Raw genomic sequence first — 14,274 nt, forward strand, 5'->3', positions numbered from 1 at the left:
CGGGAAAGTGGCTTACACCACGTCCGGCTCGCTGAACGCCTCCGGCTCGTCCTCGGCCGAGCCAATCGGAATGCAGCTGCAGAACACGTTCTTGTCGCCGTGCACGTTGTCCACGCGCGCCACCGGCGGCCAGTACTTCTGCAGGCGCAGCGAAGGCAGCGGGAACACCGCCAGCTCGCGCGGGTAGGCATGCGTCCACTCGCTGGCCGAGGCCTGCGCCGCGGTGTGCGGGGCGTGCTTGAGCGGGTTGTCCTCGCGGTCCAGGCGGCCGTCCTCGATCGCGCGGATCTCCTCGCGGATCTGGATCATGGCGTCGATGAAGCGGTCGAGTTCGTGCATCGACTCGCTCTCGGTCGGCTCCACCATCAGCGTGCCCGAGACCGGGAAGCTGAGCGTGGGCGCATGGAAGCCGAAGTCGATCAGGCGCTTGGCCACGTCCTCCGCGCCGACGCCGGTGGCGTCCTTGAGCGGGCGCAGGTCGAGGATGCACTCGTGCGCGACCAGTCCGTTGCGGCCGGTATAGAGGGTGGGGTAGTGCGGCTCGAGGCGCTTCGCCACGTAGTTGGCGTTGAGCAGGGCGACCTGGGTCGCGCGGCGCAGGCCTTCGGCGCCCATCAGCGCGATGTACATCCAGCTGATCGGCAGGATGCTGGCCGAGCCGTGGGTGGCCGCCGAGACCATGCCGACTTCGCCCTCGCCCCCGAATGCGCGCGGCAGGAAGGGCGCCAGGTGCGACTTCACCGCGCAGGGGCCGACGCCCGGGCCGCCGCCGCCGTGCGGGATGCAGAAGGTCTTGTGCAGGTTGAGGTGGCTGACGTCCGAGCCCCACTTGCCGGGGCGGGCGACGCCGCACAGGGCGTTCATGTTGGCACCGTCGGTGTACACCTGGCCGCCGTGGGCGTGGACGATTTCGCAGATCTCGACCACGTCCTCCTCGAACACGCCGTGCGTGGAAGGGTAGGTGATCATGATCGCCGCCAGGCGGTCGGAATACTTCTCCGCCTTGGCGCGGATGTCCTCGACGTCGACGTTGCCGTTCGAATCGCAGCGGGTCACGACCACGGTCATGCCGACCATCTGCGCCGAGGCCGGGTTGGTGCCGTGCGCGGACTCCGGGATCAGGCAGATGTCGCGGTGGCCTTCGCCCTCCGACGCCAGGTACGCGCGGATCGCCAGCAGGCCGGCGAACTCGCCCTGGGCGCCGGAGTTGGGCTGGAAGCTGACCGCGTCGTAGCCGGTGATCTCGGCCAGCATCGCCTCCAGGCCGTCGATCAGCTCCCGATAGCCCTCGGCCTGCTCGGCCGGTGCCAGCGGATGGATCTGGCTGAACTCCGGCCAGGTGATCGGGATCATCTCGGCGGTGGCGTTGAGCTTCATGGTGCACGAGCCCAGCGGGATCATCGTGCGGTCCATGGCCAGGTCCTTGTCGGCCAGGGCGCGCATGTAGCGCAGCAGTTCGTGCTCGCTGTGGTGGGTGTTGAACACCGGGTGGGTCAGGTAGGGCGTGGTGCGCGACAGGCCGGCGGGCAGGGCGTCGGCGGTGGCGGCGTCGAGCGCGTCGATGTCATCGACCGCGGCGCCGAACAGCGCGGCCAGCGCCGCCACGTCCTCGCGGGTGGTGGTCTCGTCCAGGCTGATGCCGACGCTGCCGTCGTCGATCGCGCGCAGGTTGATGCGCGCCTCGCGGGCCTTGGCGTGCACGGCCGCGGCGTCGACGCCGGTGACGTGCAGGGTGTCGAAGTAGCCTTCGCCCACGGCCACGCCGGCCTTGCCGAGCGCGGCGGCCAGGATCGCGGCGAAGCGGTGCACGCGGCGGGCGATGCGCTCCAGGCCCTCCGGGCCGTGGTAGACGGCGTACATGCTCGCCATCACCGCCAGCAGCACCTGCGCGGTGCAGATGTTGGAGGTCGCCTTCTCGCGGCGGATGTGCTGCTCGCGGGTCTGCAGGGTGAGGCGGTAGGCGGGGTTGCCCTCGGTGTCGACGGAGACGCCGATCAGGCGGCCCGGCATCGAGCGCTTGAAGGCGTCGCGGCAGGCCATGAAGCCGGCGTGCGGGCCGCCGAAGCCGAAGGGCACGCCGAAGCGCTGGGTGTTGCCGACCACGATGTCCGCGCCCCATTCGCCGGGCGCCGCGATCAGGGTCAGCGCCAGCAGGTCGGAGGCCACCGCGACGATGCCCTGGCGCGCGTGCACGGCCTCGGCCACGGCGCGGTAGTCGTTGATGCGGCCGAAGGTGTCGGGGTACTGCAGCAGCACGCCGTAGCTGTCGACCGTCGCCGCGTCGGCGTCGTCGCCCACGTGCAGCTCGATGCCCAGGCCGCCGGCGCGGGTGCGCAGCACTTCGAGCGTCTGCGGATGCACGTTCTTCGAGACGAAGAAGAGGTTGGACTTCGACTTCGCCGAGCGCTTGGCCAGGGTCATCGCCTCGGCCGCCGCGGTGGCCTCGTCGAGCAGCGAGGCGTTGGCGATCTCCATGCCCGTCAGGTCGGCGACCATGGTCTGGAAGTTGATCAGCGCCTCCATGCGGCCCTGCGAGATCTCCGCCTGGTAGGGCGTGTAGGCCGTGTACCAGGCCGGGTTCTCGAGGATGTTGCGCAGGATGACGTTGGGGACGTGGGTGTCGTAGTAGCCCTGTCCGATGAAGCTGCGGAAGACGGTGTTGCGGTCGGCGATGGCGCGGATCTTCGCCAGCGCGTCGACCTCGGTCATCGGCGGCGGCAGGTCGAGCGCGCCGGCGGAGCGGATCGAGCCGGGAACGATGGCGTCGGTCATCGCATCGAGCGACGCGTGGCCGACCACGTCGAGCATGTGCGCGATCTCGGCGTCGTTGGGGCCGATGTGGCGCGAGACGAAGGCGTCGTGGTGCTCGAGCGAGCGGAGGGAGGCGGGCTTGGACATGGCGGTCGGGACTCTGGCGGGCGCGGGAGGGCCGCGTGCACGCACGCGGGGCGCCCCTCTGTCCTTTTGCCTGAGAGTTCGGGACGGGCGCGGAGCCTGTCCCATGCACCTTCGGCGCCGGGTTTGACCGGTCTCTCCAGAGTTGTCCCAGCCGGCGGTACGTGGGCCTGAGCGATTACGGGCGTTGCGCCTTCGGCAGCCGGTGCCCGGTGGATCGGGGCGGCTTCTCCCGCTGGAGGGTCTAGCCCGGCGATTATAGCCCGCCCGGCGGCCGGCCCGGGATCGGTCAGTTCCATGGGCGTCGGGGCGGGTGGGGACGGGGAGCCGGTATGCTTGCCGCCCATGCCCCCGCACCTCCCCAAGTCCATGGGCCGCCTGGCCTTGCTGCTGGCCGGGCTGTCGATGTTCGGCCCGTTCTCGATCGACGCCATCTTCCCGGCGTTCCCGGCCATGGGCGTGTCGCTGGGCGCCGACAAGCTGGCCATGCAGCAGACCATCAGCGCCTACCTGGTGGCCTATGCGCTGATGAGCCTGGTGCACGGCCCGCTGTCGGACGCCATCGGCCGCCGCAAGGTCATCCTGGGCGGGCTGCTGGTGTTCATCGCGGCCTCGGTGGGCTGCGCCCTGGCCAACGACCTGGCGACCATGCTGGTGTTCCGCGCCCTGCAGGGCCTGTCGGCGGGCGTGGGCCTGATCGTGGGCCGCGCCGTGATCCGCGACCTGCTCCACGGCGACGACGCGCAGCGGCTGATGAGCCAGGTGTCGATGATCTTCGGCATCGCGCCCGCGATCGCACCGGTGATCGGCGGCTGGATCCTGGGCTGGGGCGAATGGCACGACATCTTCTGGTTCCTGGTCGGCTTCGCCGTGCTGCTGTTCGCGGCGACCTGGGCCTGGCTGCCCGAAACCCACCCTGCGGAAAACCGCAGCCCGCCGGTGCCGCGGCGGATGCTGCGCGACTACGTGCTGATCTTCGCCAATCGGCGCTTCCAGCGGCTGGCGGCGGCGGGTGCGCTGAACTTCGCGGCGCTGTTCCTGTACATCGCCTCGGCGCCGGCCTTCGTGCTCGACCTGCTGAAGCTCGACGAGCGCAGCTTCGCCTGGTTCTTCGGGCCGATGATCGGCGGGATGATGCTCGGCGCCTTCACCTCAGGTCGCGTCGCGGGGCGGATGCCGCACGTGGTGCAGGTGAACATCGGCTTCGCCTGCTGCGGGCTGGCCGCGCTGGGCAACGTCGCCTACGGCCTGCTGGTCGAGGTGCCCACGGTGCCGTGGGCAGTGCTGCCGGTGGCGCTGTGCGCCTTCGGCGTGGCGATGGTGTTCCCGGTGCTGACCCTGGCGGTGCTCGACATGTATCCGCGGCAGCGTGGCTCGGCCTCCTCGCTGCAGGCCTTCACCAGCCTCGCGCTCAATGCAGCGGTGGCGGGCCTGCTGTCACCGCTGGTGAGCGGCTCGATGCTGACGCTGGCGGTCGCCGCGGCGGTGTTCACCACGGCGGCCTGGCTGGTGTGGCGACTGGAGCGCTACCGGATCAAGCGGCTGCCGGCGGGGCAGTGCGAGCCGGGGATGCCAGACCCGGCTGAGCACGTGTAGGTACTGTCGGGGTCCTGCCTTATTCCCCGTCCGGAGCGGCAGCGACCGGAGCCGCGGCCGCCGCCTGCCAGCCGCAGGTCTTGCCCTCGTTCTGCTCCACCAGCCATTCCTGCAGCGGCGCGAAGTACTCCAGCACCGCCGACGCGTCCATGGTCTCGCCGCCGGTCAACTCCTTGAGCGTCTGCTGCCAGGGCTGGCTGTTGCCCTTGGACAGCATCGCCCAGAACTTCTCGCCCGCGGCCGGGTTGCCGGCGAAGCTGCACTCGTTGAGCGGGCCGTCGTGGCCGGCGGCGTCGCACAGGGCCTTGTAGAACTGGAACTGCAGCACGTGCGAGAGGAAGTAGCGCGTATACGGGGTATTGCCCGGCACGTGGTACTTCGCGCCCGGGTCGAAGAACTCCTCGCCGCGCGGGGTGGCCGGGGCGACGCCCTGGTACTTCGCCTTCAGGTCCCACCAGGCCTGGTTGTAGTTGCCAGGCGCGATCGAACCGTCGAACACGCCCCAGCGCCAGCGGTCGATCATCAGGCCGAAGGGCAGGAAGGCGACCTTGCTGAGCGCCATGCGCATCTGCGCGTTGATCAGCGCCTCGTGGCCCGGCGCCTGGCCTTCGACCAGGCCGATCGACTGCAGGTAGCTGGGCGTCATCGACAGCACGATGGTGTCGCCGATGGCCTCGTGGAAGCCGTCGTGCGCGCCGTTCTGGAACATCGGCGGCTGCTGGCCGTAGGCCAGGTAGTAATAGACGTGGCCCAGCTCGTGGTAGATGGTGGTGAAGTCTTCCTCGTTGGGCTTGATGCACATCTTGGTGCGCACGTCGCTGGCGTCGGCGTTCATCTGCCAGGCGCTGGCATGGCAGACCACCTCGCGGTCGCGCGGCTTGATGAACTGGGTCTTCTCCCAGTACGACTCCGGCAGCGCCGGCATGCCCAGCGAGGTGTAGAACTCCTCCGCCTGGCGGGTCATGGCCTTCGCATGCTCCAGCTGGGCGCCGCGCACGATCTCCACGCGCTCGTCGGTCGGCAGCAGCGCGTTCTCGCGGGTCAGCCGCTGGTTGAGCGCGGCCTGGTACTGGCGCTCCAGCGCGCCGCTGACGTCGAGCTGGCTGGCGTTGGGATAGGGCGCCAGCATCGACCAGAGGTTGCTCCAGTCCTGCTGCCACATGTTGCCCATCAGGTGCGCGGGCAGCATGCCGTTGACCGAGCCCTTGCCGGGATACTCGGCTTCCAGGCGCGTGCGCGCATAGCAGTGCAGCTGCTCGTAAAGCGGTTCCACCTGGCCCCAGAGGCGGTCGGTCTCGGTGGCGAGCTCGGCCGGGGTCATGTCGTAGCCGGCGCGCCAGAGTTCGCCGGCGTCGGCGAAGCCGAGGTCGCGCGCGCCCTCGTTGACCAGGCCGGCGAAGCGCACGTAGTCCTCGCGCATCGGCTGGGAGATGGTGTGCCAGCCTTCCCAGGCCTCGAGCTGGGCGTCGTAGTCGCGGTCGTTGCGCAGCACGTCCTCCAGCTCGCCGAGCTGGCGGCAGCGGCGGGCGTCGCCTTCGCCGGTGCAGTACTCGCCGCGGCCGTAGGCGCCCTCCATCTTGCTGGCCAGGCGCGTGAGCTCGGACAGCTTGGCGGGATCGCGCGGCGGCGGCATCGAGGTGCCGAGCTTGAGCAGGCTGATCGCACGCTCGGTGGCCGGCGACATCGCCTTGCCCTCGAAGCGCCGCGACTGCTCGACCCACTGCTGGGTGCGGGCGAGGTAGCGTTCGTTGCCCTTGGACGACAGCAGTTCGCTGTCGTCGTTGCTGTAGGTCGCGGCGACCCACTGCGATGCGGTGAGCTCCGGCATCAGCTCGGCGAACTCGCGGTTCACGCGGGCGATGAACTCGTCGGCGGTTTCCTTCTCGAGCTGGGCCTGCGAGGGGCCGCCGTCGGGGCCGGGGGCGTCGGAGGGGCCGCGCGAGCAGGCGGCGAGGGCCAGGCCGGCGGCGATGGCGATGACGAGGCGGGTGCGTGGCTTCACGGGGTTTCTCCGGTGGCGCCGGCGGCGGCGCGAAACCCCCGCAGGCTAGTGGGCGGGTGGCGCAGCCGCAAGGGGCAGCGCGTCAGGCCGAGGGCAGGCCGCGGGCGGCGAGCCAGGCGCGCGCATCGTCGGCGTCGCCTTCGAACCAGGCGCGGGTGGAGCCGAGGCGGAAGCTGTAGCCCCAGGCGTCCATGTCGGCCATCAGGCGGTCGCGGCCGACGCCGGGCAGGGCGTCGGCCAGCACGATCTGCAGGCAGCAGGTTGCGTCTTCCTCGGGTACGGAATCGGTGGCGTCGGTGTGCACCAGGGCGCGGCGCTCCGGCGGCAGCACGATCAGGTGGCAGGCCTCGTGCAGCAGCGAGTGCACCGGGGTATCGGCGCGGGCGTAGACGGTGGCACCGATGATCCCGGCCTCGGGCTCGCCCCAGTAGCTGCCGGGAATCGGCGCGCCGTCGTCGACGGCGATGAGTTCGAGACCGTGGCTGGCGAGCAGCGTCGCGGCATCGGCGAAGGCGATGTCACCCAGCCGCAGCACATCCGGGGCGTCCGCTGTTGTGGGAGCGGCTACAGCTGCTCCCACAGGGATGGGGTCCACGGGTACCGCCGCCACGGGCTCAGTTGGCCGCCGCGCGCTCGTCGGTCAGGGCGACGCTGATGTCGAGCACGTCATGCTCGCCATCCTTGACCAGGTCGACCTTGACCGCGTCGACGTCGACGCTGACGTACTTGCGGATCACTTCCAGCAGCTCGCGCTGCAGCAGCGGCAGGTAATCCGGCGCGCCGCGGCTGCTGCGCTCCTGGGCGACGATGATCCGCAGCCGCTCCTTGGCGATCGACGCGGTGTTCTTCTTGGCCTTCAGGAAATCGAACATGCCCATGCCTCAACCCCCGAACAGCTTGCTGAAGAAACCCTTCTTCTCCAGCTGGGTGAAGCGCATCGGCCGCTCCTCGCCGAGGATGCGCGCGACGGCGTCGTCATAGGCCTGCCCGGCCGGCGATTCCATGTCCAGGATCACCGGCTCGCCCTTGTTGGAGGCATTGAGCACGTCGCCCGACTCGGGGATCACGCCCACCGTCTTCAGGCCGAGCACCTCCTCGACGTCGGTGATCGACAGCATCTCGCCGCCTTCCACGCGCTGCGGGTTGTAGCGCGTGAGCAGCAGGTGCGACCTGATCGGCTCGCCGCCCTCGGCCCTGCGGGTCTTGGAGTCGAGCAGGCCGATGATGCGGTCCGAGTCGCGCACCGAGGACACCTCGGGGTTGACCACCACCACGGCCTGGTCGGCGAAGTACATCGCCAGGAAGGCGCCCTTCTCGATGCCGGCCGGCGAGTCGCAGATGATGAATTCGAAGCCGTCGGCGTCGAGTTCCTTGAGCACCTTCTCCACGCCCTCGCGGTTGAGCGCGTCCTTGTCGCGCGTCTGCGACGCGGCGAGCACGTACAGGTTGTCGAAGCGCTTGTCCTTGATCAGGGCCTGCTTCAGCGTGGCCTCGCCCTGGGTGACGTTGACGAAGTCGTACACCACGCGGCGCTCGCAGCCCATGATCAGGTCGAGGTTGCGCAGGCCGACGTCGAAGTCGATGACTGCGGTCTTCTTGCCGCGACGCGCCAGGCCGCAGGCCAGGCTCGCGCTGGTGGTGGTCTTGCCGACGCCGCCCTTGCCGGACGTGACTACGATGATCTCGGCCAAAGTCTCTCTCCTGTGTGCGCGCTTCTCAGTCGAGCGCTGCTATTTTCAGCTGGTCGCCATCCAGCCAGACCTGCACGGCCTTGCCGCGCAGCTCCACCGGGATGTCTTCCAGCACCTTGTAGTGTCCCGCCACGGCCACGAGTTCGGCGTGGAACTCGCGGCAGAAGATACGTGCCTTTGCGTTGCCCTGCGCGCCGGCCAGGGCGCGGCCGCGCAGCGCGCCGTAGATGTGGATGGAGCCGTCGGCGATGACCTCGGCGCCGGCGCCCACGGCGGCCAGCACGGTGAGGTCGCGGTTGTCGGCGTAGACCTGCTGGCCCGAGCGCACCGAGGTGGCCTGCATCAGTCCCGGGCCGCCGCTGCGGGGAGATGCTTCGGCCGCCGCTTCGGGGCGGGGCGCCTCCGCGGTCCGGGCCGGCTTCGCAGCCTCGGGCGCGGGCGCCGTGGCGGCGGGCGCGGCGTCGGCGGGCTCGTACTGGGCGCGGAACCTGGCCAGCAGCGGCAGGCCCAGCTCCACCGCCAACTGCTCGTTCTCGCTGCTGCCCCAGGCCAGGGCCACGGGCAGGGCGCCGGCCTCGCGCAGGGCGTCGAGCAGGGCGCGCGCGGTGGCCACGTCGGGAAGCGCCGGCAGGCCGCCGAAGTCGACGACCACGGCGCCGCGTGCGAACAGCTTGGGCGCCCGCTGCACGCGGTCGCGCATCTCGGCCGCGAGCCGTTCGATGTCGAGGCTGCGGACGCGCAGGTTGGCGATACCGACCTGGCCGATCCGCAGGTCGCCGGCGAGTTCGAAGTCCTGCGCCTGCGCGCCCCGGGTATTCGCCATCATCGGGTGCCCGTCGCCAGTCGGGCCTCGCCGCGCGGGCGCGAACGGGCCAGCCACGGGGCATCGGGGAGGTCGTCGCCGTAGGTGTCGCGGACCCAGGCGTAGCTGCACAGGTCCTTGGTCAGCATCGAGGCGCGGATGCCGGTGTCGGGCATCACGTGCTGGCCGACCTCGCGGAAGCCGAAGCTGCCGTGGAAGATGCGCGCGGTGTCGCTGTCGTGCTCGACGAAGACCTCGCAGGCCAGCACCGGGTAGCGGAGCTCGGCATAGCCCTGGACGTCGGCGTACATGGTGCGGCCGACGCCGCCGCCGCGGCGGCGGCTGGCCACGACCACGCGGTCGATGTACATGAACTCGGGGTGGCGCTCGGCGAACCAGGCGAAGTTGCTGCTGTCGTGGCCGCGGCGCGAGCCGAAGCCGACCAGGAAGCCGGCGAGGGTGCCGTCGCGCTCGGCGACGCGGAAATAGTCGGCGGTGTCGTGGAACCTGCGCAACCGCGCGGCATCGAGCGGCAGGATGGAGGGACCGGCGGCGTTGTTCAGGGCAAGGACGGAATCCAGCTCGTGCTCGCGCACGTCGCGGACGACAATCGACATTCCAGACTCCGTGGTGTGGCCAATGACGCCAACGTCGCGCGCGGTGGCCGGGGGCCAGCGTGGCGCGTCCGTGGACAGCGGCGATTATCGCATGCCGCCGATCCGGCGGGCGAACGCGGCCATGACTTCCGGACCGTAGCCGCGGCCGCGGTTGCGCCTACCATGCGGCCATGCTCGCGCGTTTCGACCACAACCGGCTGCTGCGTTACGCGGGACTGTTCACCTGGGGGGTGATCGGCCTGCCGCTGCTGCTGCTGACCCTGCCGCAGCCTGACGGCGACGGCGGGATGGCGGCGGCCGCCCCCGGCGGGCTGCAGGCCTGGATCGCCTGGGCGGTGTTCGGCGCCAGCTATGCCTGGTTGACCCGTGGCCTGGGCCGGCAGCGCGCCGGCGCGGTGGACCGGGTGCTCCTCGCGGGGCTGGCCGGCGGTGCGATCGCGATCAGCTACTACAGCCAGAGCGGCCTGGGCAGCATCCTGCTGATGGTGCTGGCCAGCGTCCTGCCCTGGCTGCTGCCGGCCTGGCAGGGGGTGGCCCTGCTGGTGCTGTGCGAGTTCGTGATCGTGCCGGTGTACGTGCGCGGCTTCGATTTCTCCTGGGGCGAGGCGGTGCTCCAGGCCAGCCTGTACGTGGGTTTCACCGGCTTCGCCTTCGTCACCGGCCTGGTGGCGCGCCAGCAGGCCCTGGCCCGCGACGAGCAGCGCCGCCTGAATGCGGAGCTGCGCGCCACCCGCGCCCTGCTGGCCGAAAGCGTGCGCGTGAACGAGCGCACCCGGATCTCGCGCGAGCTGCACGATCTGCTGGGCCACCACCTGACCGCACTCAGCCTCAACCTGGAGGTGGCCAATCACCTCACCAGCGGCAAGGCCCAGGAACACGTGGGCCAGGCCCACACTCTGGCGCGCCTGCTGCTCTCGGACGTGCGCGAGGCGGTCAGTCAGATCCGCGGCAACGAGACGATCGACATGGCCGCGACCCTGGAGCCGCTGGCCGGCAACGTGCCGGGGCTGAAGGTCGAGATGCGTCTGCCGCGCCCGTTCCCGATGGAAGACCCCGAGCGCGCCCACGTGCTGCTGCGCTGCACCCAGGAGATCATCACCAACGCCGTGCGCCACGCCCAGGCCAGCATGCTGCAGCTGCAGTACGCGCTGGAGCGCGGTGCGGTGCGCCTGGTCGCCCGCGACGACGGCCGCGGCGCCGACGGTTTCACCGCCGGCAACGGCCTGCGCGGCATGCGCGAGCGGCTGGCGGCGTATGGTGGCGAGGTTGAGGCGGAAACCGCGCCGGGGCAGGGTTTCACCCTGCGCCTGCGACTGCCGCTGGACGACGTCGCCGACATCGCGATACCCGCGGCGGAGCCGTCCGGCCCGCCGGGAACCCCCATGGAGGCCACATGACGACCACCGGAAACCCCGAGGCGCCGGCGCGCGCGATCCGCGTCTGCCTGGTCGACGACCAGACCCTGGTGCGCCAGGGCATCCGCTCGCTGCTGGCGCTCGACGACGGCATCGAAGTGGTCGCCGAGGCCGTGGACGGCCGCCAGGCCGTCGAGATGATCCCCGGCATCGCCCCGGACGTGGTGCTGATGGACATGCGCATGCCGGTGATGTCCGGGCTGGAGGCGCTGCAGGCGCTCTCCCGCGCCGGCACCCTGCCGCCGACCATCATCCTCACCACCTTCGACGACGACCAGCTGGTGCTGGCCGGGCTCAAGGCCGGGGCCAAGGGCTACCTGCTCAAGGACGTGTCGCTGGAACAGCTGGTGGGCGCCATCCGCACCGTGGCCGGTGGCGGTTCGCTGGTGCAGCCGGCGGTCACCCAGCGCCTGCTCTCGGGCCTGGAGCACATGCGCAACGATTTCGTCAGCCTGGATCGCCCCGACCCCCTGACCGACCGCGAGACCGAGATCCTGCGCCTGATGGCCTCGGGCTTCTCCAACAAGGAGATCGCCAACTCGCTGGGCGTGGCCGAGGGCACGATCAAGAACCACGTGTCCAACATCCTCAGCAAGCTCGGGGTCCGCGACCGCACGCGGGCCGTGCTCAAGGCCTTCGAGCTGCAGCTGGTCTGAGCACTCGCGGGGCCACGGGCCCCGGAAGGCGCCCCCTGAGGGTGCCGGAGTGAAATTCGCGCGGCGGAGAGGTCGCGACGACGCCGGCAATCTTGCTAGGATTGCCGGTCTGCGCCCCGGCCCCGTGCCGGTCCTGGTCCCGGAGAACCCTGAATGACCCGTTTGCTCGAGCTCCTGATTTCCATGGCGATCGTCGCCGTGCTGTTCGTGATCGTCGGCGTGCTGCTGCCGTCCAGCCGCTCCCTGACCGAAAGCGTCGAGACCAACCGCAAGATGGCGATCGTGTTCGACACGCTCAACAGCTTCAAGCGCTTCGGCGACTGGCACCCCTTCGCGCTGGGCGACGTCAAGCTGAACCGCTCGGGCCCGGAATCGGGCGTTGGCGCCCGCATCGACTACGACTCCGAAGTCTCGGGCGTGGGCAAGGGCAGCTGGGAGATCGCCGAGTCCGAGCAGGACGCGCGCGTGGTCTACAGGATCGAGGACGACAAGCGTGGCTCCGACAAGAGCACCTCGTTCACGCTGACCCCGACCGGCCGCGGTGGCCGCAACATCGAGATCACCCAGAACTACCGGGTCGACTACGGCTGGGACCTGCTGGGTCGCTACGCGGGCCTCTACGTCAGCCGCAACGTGGGTGACACCATGAAATTCGGCCTCGGCCGCCTGACCAACATGCTGGCCTCGGTGCCGAACTTCGACTATCGCGTCGACGGTTCGATGCTGACCGGCCTCGAGGTCGCCGAGATCCCGGCCGAGAACCTGCTCGTGGTCAACGCCGGCGCGATCGAGCGCAACAACGAAGTCATCAAGAAGGCGATGAAGGACAACGTCGAGTGGATCAAGCGCACCATGGACGAGAGCGGCCTGGAACCGGTCGGCCCGGTGCGCATCGTGACCACCGAGTTCGCGCGTGACACCTACACCTTCGACGTGGTCCAGGCCGTGCGCCGCAAGGGCAGCGGCGCTGCCGACGCGGACGATGCCGGTGCGGATGCCAGCACCGCCGACGCCGCCGAAGGCGACGAGGGCGAGGAATCGCCGGCCGTGGCGCGCTTCGTGCCGACCGCCTCCGAGGCCATCGACGAGGATTCGGTCAAGCTCCAGGGCCCGGTGACCTACGTCCGCAGCGAGCCCGTGCGCGTGGCCCGCGGCAGCTACAAGGGCTACATGGCCGAGCTCGACGCCGCCCGCAACGCCACCCGTGCCTGGGCCCTGACCCAGGGCGAGGAGGCCATCGGCCGCCCGTACGAGTACTACCTCAACGGCATCGACACCGCCTTCACCGCCGACGGCCAGTTCCAGGTGTTCTGGAACCTGAAGCAGTAAGCGCGACGGAAGGACCGCGACATCGAGTCCGACCCCGGGACGCCGCATCGAAGGATGCGGCGTTTCGCGTTTGAGGAACCTGGAGGTCCAATGAGCGAAGCGGGAACAACGTTGTCGCGGGTCCTGGCCTCGACCGGAGCGGTGCTGGCCGCGGCCGCGGTGGCCCTCGCCGCCTATGCCTCGCACGCCGCCGGCCCGGAGGCGGGCGCACGGCTTGGCCTGGCGGCGGCCTTCGCCTTCGGCCACGGCCTTGCGCTGGCCGCGCTGGCGCCGCGCGCGAACGGGCGGCTGGCGACGCTGGCGCTGTGCGGCCTGCTGCTGGGCGTGCTGCTGTTCGCCGGCTCGCTGGCCGGGGCGCATTTCATGGGCCTGCCGACCCGGCTCGCGCCGATCGGCGGCAGCCTGATGATCCTCGGCTGGCTGGCCCACGCCGTCGCGGCCTGGAGGCGCTGAGGCCATGCCCCGCTACCGCCGCGGCTACGACACCCTGGAGGCCGAGGCCTGGCTGGCCCGGCGCGACCGCCGCCTGGGCACCTGGATCCGCCGCCTGGGGCCGATCGAGGCCGACCCGCGCTGGCGCCGCGGCTTCGACCCTGTCGACGCGCTGGCGCGGGCGATCCTGTACCAGCAGCTGAGCGGCAAGGCGGCGGCGACCATCGTCGGCCGGGTCGAGGCCGCGATCGGCAGCACCCGCTTCCACTGCGACACCCTGGGCCGCGTCGACGATGCGGCGCTGCGGGCCTGCGGCGTCTCCGGCAACAAGGCGCTGGCCCTGCGCGACCTCGCCGCGCGCGAGGCCCGCGGCGAGATCCCCGACCTGCGCCGGATGTCGGTGATGGATCCGGACGCGATCGTCGCCGCCCTGGTCCCGGTGCGCGGCATCGGCCGCTGGACGGTGGAGATGATGCTGATGTTCCGCCTGGGCCGCCCGGACGTGCTGCCGGTCGACGACCTCGGCATCCGCAAGGGCGCCCAGCTCCTGGACCGCGCCGAAGCCATGCCTACCCCGCGAGAACTCGCCGCCCGCGGCGAACGCTGGGGCCCCTTCCGCACCCATGCCGCGCGCTACCTCTGGCGCATCGCCGACTCCGCCACTGCTGCTACGACACCGACGAAGCGTTCGCAGGATTGAGGCGAAGAGCTTTTGGCCACGGATGAACGCGGATGGACGCGGATTTACGCGGATAGAGCAGAAGCTTTTTTAGCCACGGATTTGCGCGGATTGCGCGGATCTGGCCGAGGCCAGTGCCGGCAAAGCGCGCTGCGCAAAG

At 70.5% G+C, this 14,274-nt stretch carries 13 protein-coding genes and 1 riboswitch; of the genes, 6 read left to right on the top strand and 7 right to left on the bottom strand.

Features of this window, described 5'->3' with window-relative positions:
• Positions 1 to 12: 12 nt before the first annotated feature.
• Positions 13 to 2,898 carry an aminomethyl-transferring glycine dehydrogenase gene (gcvP, locus tag E2170_RS04050; RefSeq protein WP_132999336.1) on the bottom strand — a complete coding sequence of 962 codons (2,886 nt, stop codon included), beginning with the start codon at positions 2,896 to 2,898 and terminating at the stop codon, positions 13 to 15.
• A gap of 48 nt (positions 2,899 to 2,946) precedes the next feature.
• Positions 2,947 to 3,048: riboswitch (glycine riboswitch) on the bottom strand.
• 192 nt (positions 3,049 to 3,240) lie between these two features.
• Here gcvP and E2170_RS04055 point away from each other — a divergent pair.
• Entirely contained in the window at positions 3,241 to 4,491 is a 1,251-nt protein-coding gene (locus tag E2170_RS04055; RefSeq protein WP_132999337.1) for a multidrug effflux MFS transporter, read from the top strand.
• Positions 4,492 to 4,510: 19 nt separating this feature from the next.
• Here E2170_RS04055 and E2170_RS04060 read toward each other — a convergent pair whose 3' ends face one another.
• From E2170_RS04060 to E2170_RS04085, 6 genes are all read right to left on the bottom strand, one after another.
• Positions 4,511 to 6,493: a M2 family metallopeptidase gene (locus tag E2170_RS04060; RefSeq protein ID WP_132999338.1), complete on the bottom strand. Its 1,983-nt coding sequence runs from the start codon at positions 6,491 to 6,493 to the stop codon at positions 4,511 to 4,513.
• A gap of 82 nt (positions 6,494 to 6,575) precedes the next feature.
• Positions 6,576 to 7,028, bottom strand: coding sequence for a hypothetical protein (locus E2170_RS04065; RefSeq protein ID WP_243708044.1), 453 nt, complete (start codon positions 7,026 to 7,028; stop codon positions 6,576 to 6,578).
• 79 nt (positions 7,029 to 7,107) lie between these two features.
• Positions 7,108 to 7,371, bottom strand: coding sequence for a cell division topological specificity factor MinE (gene minE, locus E2170_RS04070; RefSeq protein WP_132999339.1), 264 nt, complete (start codon positions 7,369 to 7,371; stop codon positions 7,108 to 7,110).
• 3 nt (positions 7,372 to 7,374) lie between these two features.
• Positions 7,375 to 8,184: a septum site-determining protein MinD gene (minD, locus tag E2170_RS04075; protein ID WP_132999340.1), complete on the bottom strand. Its 810-nt coding sequence runs from the start codon at positions 8,182 to 8,184 to the stop codon at positions 7,375 to 7,377.
• 25 nt (positions 8,185 to 8,209) lie between these two features.
• A complete protein-coding gene (minC, locus tag E2170_RS04080) occupies positions 8,210 to 9,010 on the bottom strand; it encodes a septum site-determining protein MinC (RefSeq protein ID WP_243708045.1) in 801 nt (266 codons plus the stop codon).
• Positions 9,007 to 9,603 (bottom strand): GNAT family N-acetyltransferase, encoded by a 597-nt coding sequence (locus tag E2170_RS04085; protein WP_132999341.1) that lies wholly within the window; start codon positions 9,601 to 9,603, stop codon positions 9,007 to 9,009. The genes minC and E2170_RS04085 overlap by 4 nt, the downstream gene beginning before the upstream one ends.
• A 170-nt stretch (positions 9,604 to 9,773) precedes the next feature.
• On the opposite strand from E2170_RS04085, the gene E2170_RS04090 reads away from it, so the two are divergent.
• The 5 genes from E2170_RS04090 (at position 9,774) to E2170_RS04110 (ending at position 14,135) form a co-directional block, all read left to right on the top strand.
• Positions 9,774 to 11,000: a sensor histidine kinase gene (locus E2170_RS04090; protein ID WP_132999342.1), complete on the top strand. Its 1,227-nt coding sequence runs from the start codon at positions 9,774 to 9,776 to the stop codon at positions 10,998 to 11,000.
• Complete coding sequence (locus tag E2170_RS04095; RefSeq protein ID WP_132999343.1) at positions 10,997 to 11,674, top strand: response regulator; 678 nt, start codon at positions 10,997 to 10,999, stop codon at positions 11,672 to 11,674. Before E2170_RS04090 ends, E2170_RS04095 begins: the two co-directional genes overlap by 4 nt.
• A gap of 153 nt (positions 11,675 to 11,827) precedes the next feature.
• Positions 11,828 to 13,003 carry a polyketide cyclase gene (locus tag E2170_RS04100; protein ID WP_132999344.1) on the top strand — a complete coding sequence of 392 codons (1,176 nt, stop codon included), beginning with the start codon at positions 11,828 to 11,830 and terminating at the stop codon, positions 13,001 to 13,003.
• A 90-nt stretch (positions 13,004 to 13,093) separates the two neighbouring features.
• Entirely contained in the window at positions 13,094 to 13,456 is a 363-nt protein-coding gene (locus E2170_RS04105; protein WP_132999345.1) for a DUF423 domain-containing protein, read from the top strand.
• Positions 13,457 to 13,460: 4 nt separating this feature from the next.
• A complete protein-coding gene (locus E2170_RS04110; protein WP_132999346.1) occupies positions 13,461 to 14,135 on the top strand; it encodes a DNA-3-methyladenine glycosylase family protein in 675 nt (224 codons plus the stop codon).
• Positions 14,136 to 14,274: the final 139 nt, after the last annotated feature.

The sequence above is a fragment of the Luteimonas arsenica genome (assembly GCF_004352825.1).
In the GTDB taxonomy this organism is placed as follows: Bacteria; Pseudomonadota; Gammaproteobacteria; order Xanthomonadales; family Xanthomonadaceae; genus Luteimonas; species Luteimonas arsenica.

Excerpts from the sequence above, each read along its gene's own strand:
- gcvP (WP_132999336.1), bottom strand. The coding sequence starts at position 2,898 with ATGTCCAAGCCCGCCTCCCTCCGCTCGCTCGAGCACCACGACGCCTTC.
- E2170_RS04090 (WP_132999342.1), top strand. The coding sequence starts at position 9,774 with ATGCTCGCGCGTTTCGACCACAACCGGCTGCTGCGTTACGCGGGACTG.
- E2170_RS04055 (WP_132999337.1), top strand. The coding sequence starts at position 3,241 with ATGCCCCCGCACCTCCCCAAGTCCATGGGCCGCCTGGCCTTGCTGCTG.
- E2170_RS04110 (WP_132999346.1), top strand. The coding sequence starts at position 13,461 with ATGCCCCGCTACCGCCGCGGCTACGACACCCTGGAGGCCGAGGCCTGG.
- E2170_RS04100 (WP_132999344.1), top strand. The coding sequence starts at position 11,828 with ATGACCCGTTTGCTCGAGCTCCTGATTTCCATGGCGATCGTCGCCGTG.
- E2170_RS04105 (WP_132999345.1), top strand. The coding sequence starts at position 13,094 with ATGAGCGAAGCGGGAACAACGTTGTCGCGGGTCCTGGCCTCGACCGGA.
- E2170_RS04085 (WP_132999341.1), bottom strand. The coding sequence starts at position 9,603 with ATGTCGATTGTCGTCCGCGACGTGCGCGAGCACGAGCTGGATTCCGTC.
- E2170_RS04095 (WP_132999343.1), top strand. The coding sequence starts at position 10,997 with ATGACGACCACCGGAAACCCCGAGGCGCCGGCGCGCGCGATCCGCGTC.
- minE (WP_132999339.1), bottom strand. The coding sequence starts at position 7,371 with ATGGGCATGTTCGATTTCCTGAAGGCCAAGAAGAACACCGCGTCGATC.
- minC (WP_243708045.1), bottom strand. The coding sequence starts at position 9,010 with ATGATGGCGAATACCCGGGGCGCGCAGGCGCAGGACTTCGAACTCGCC.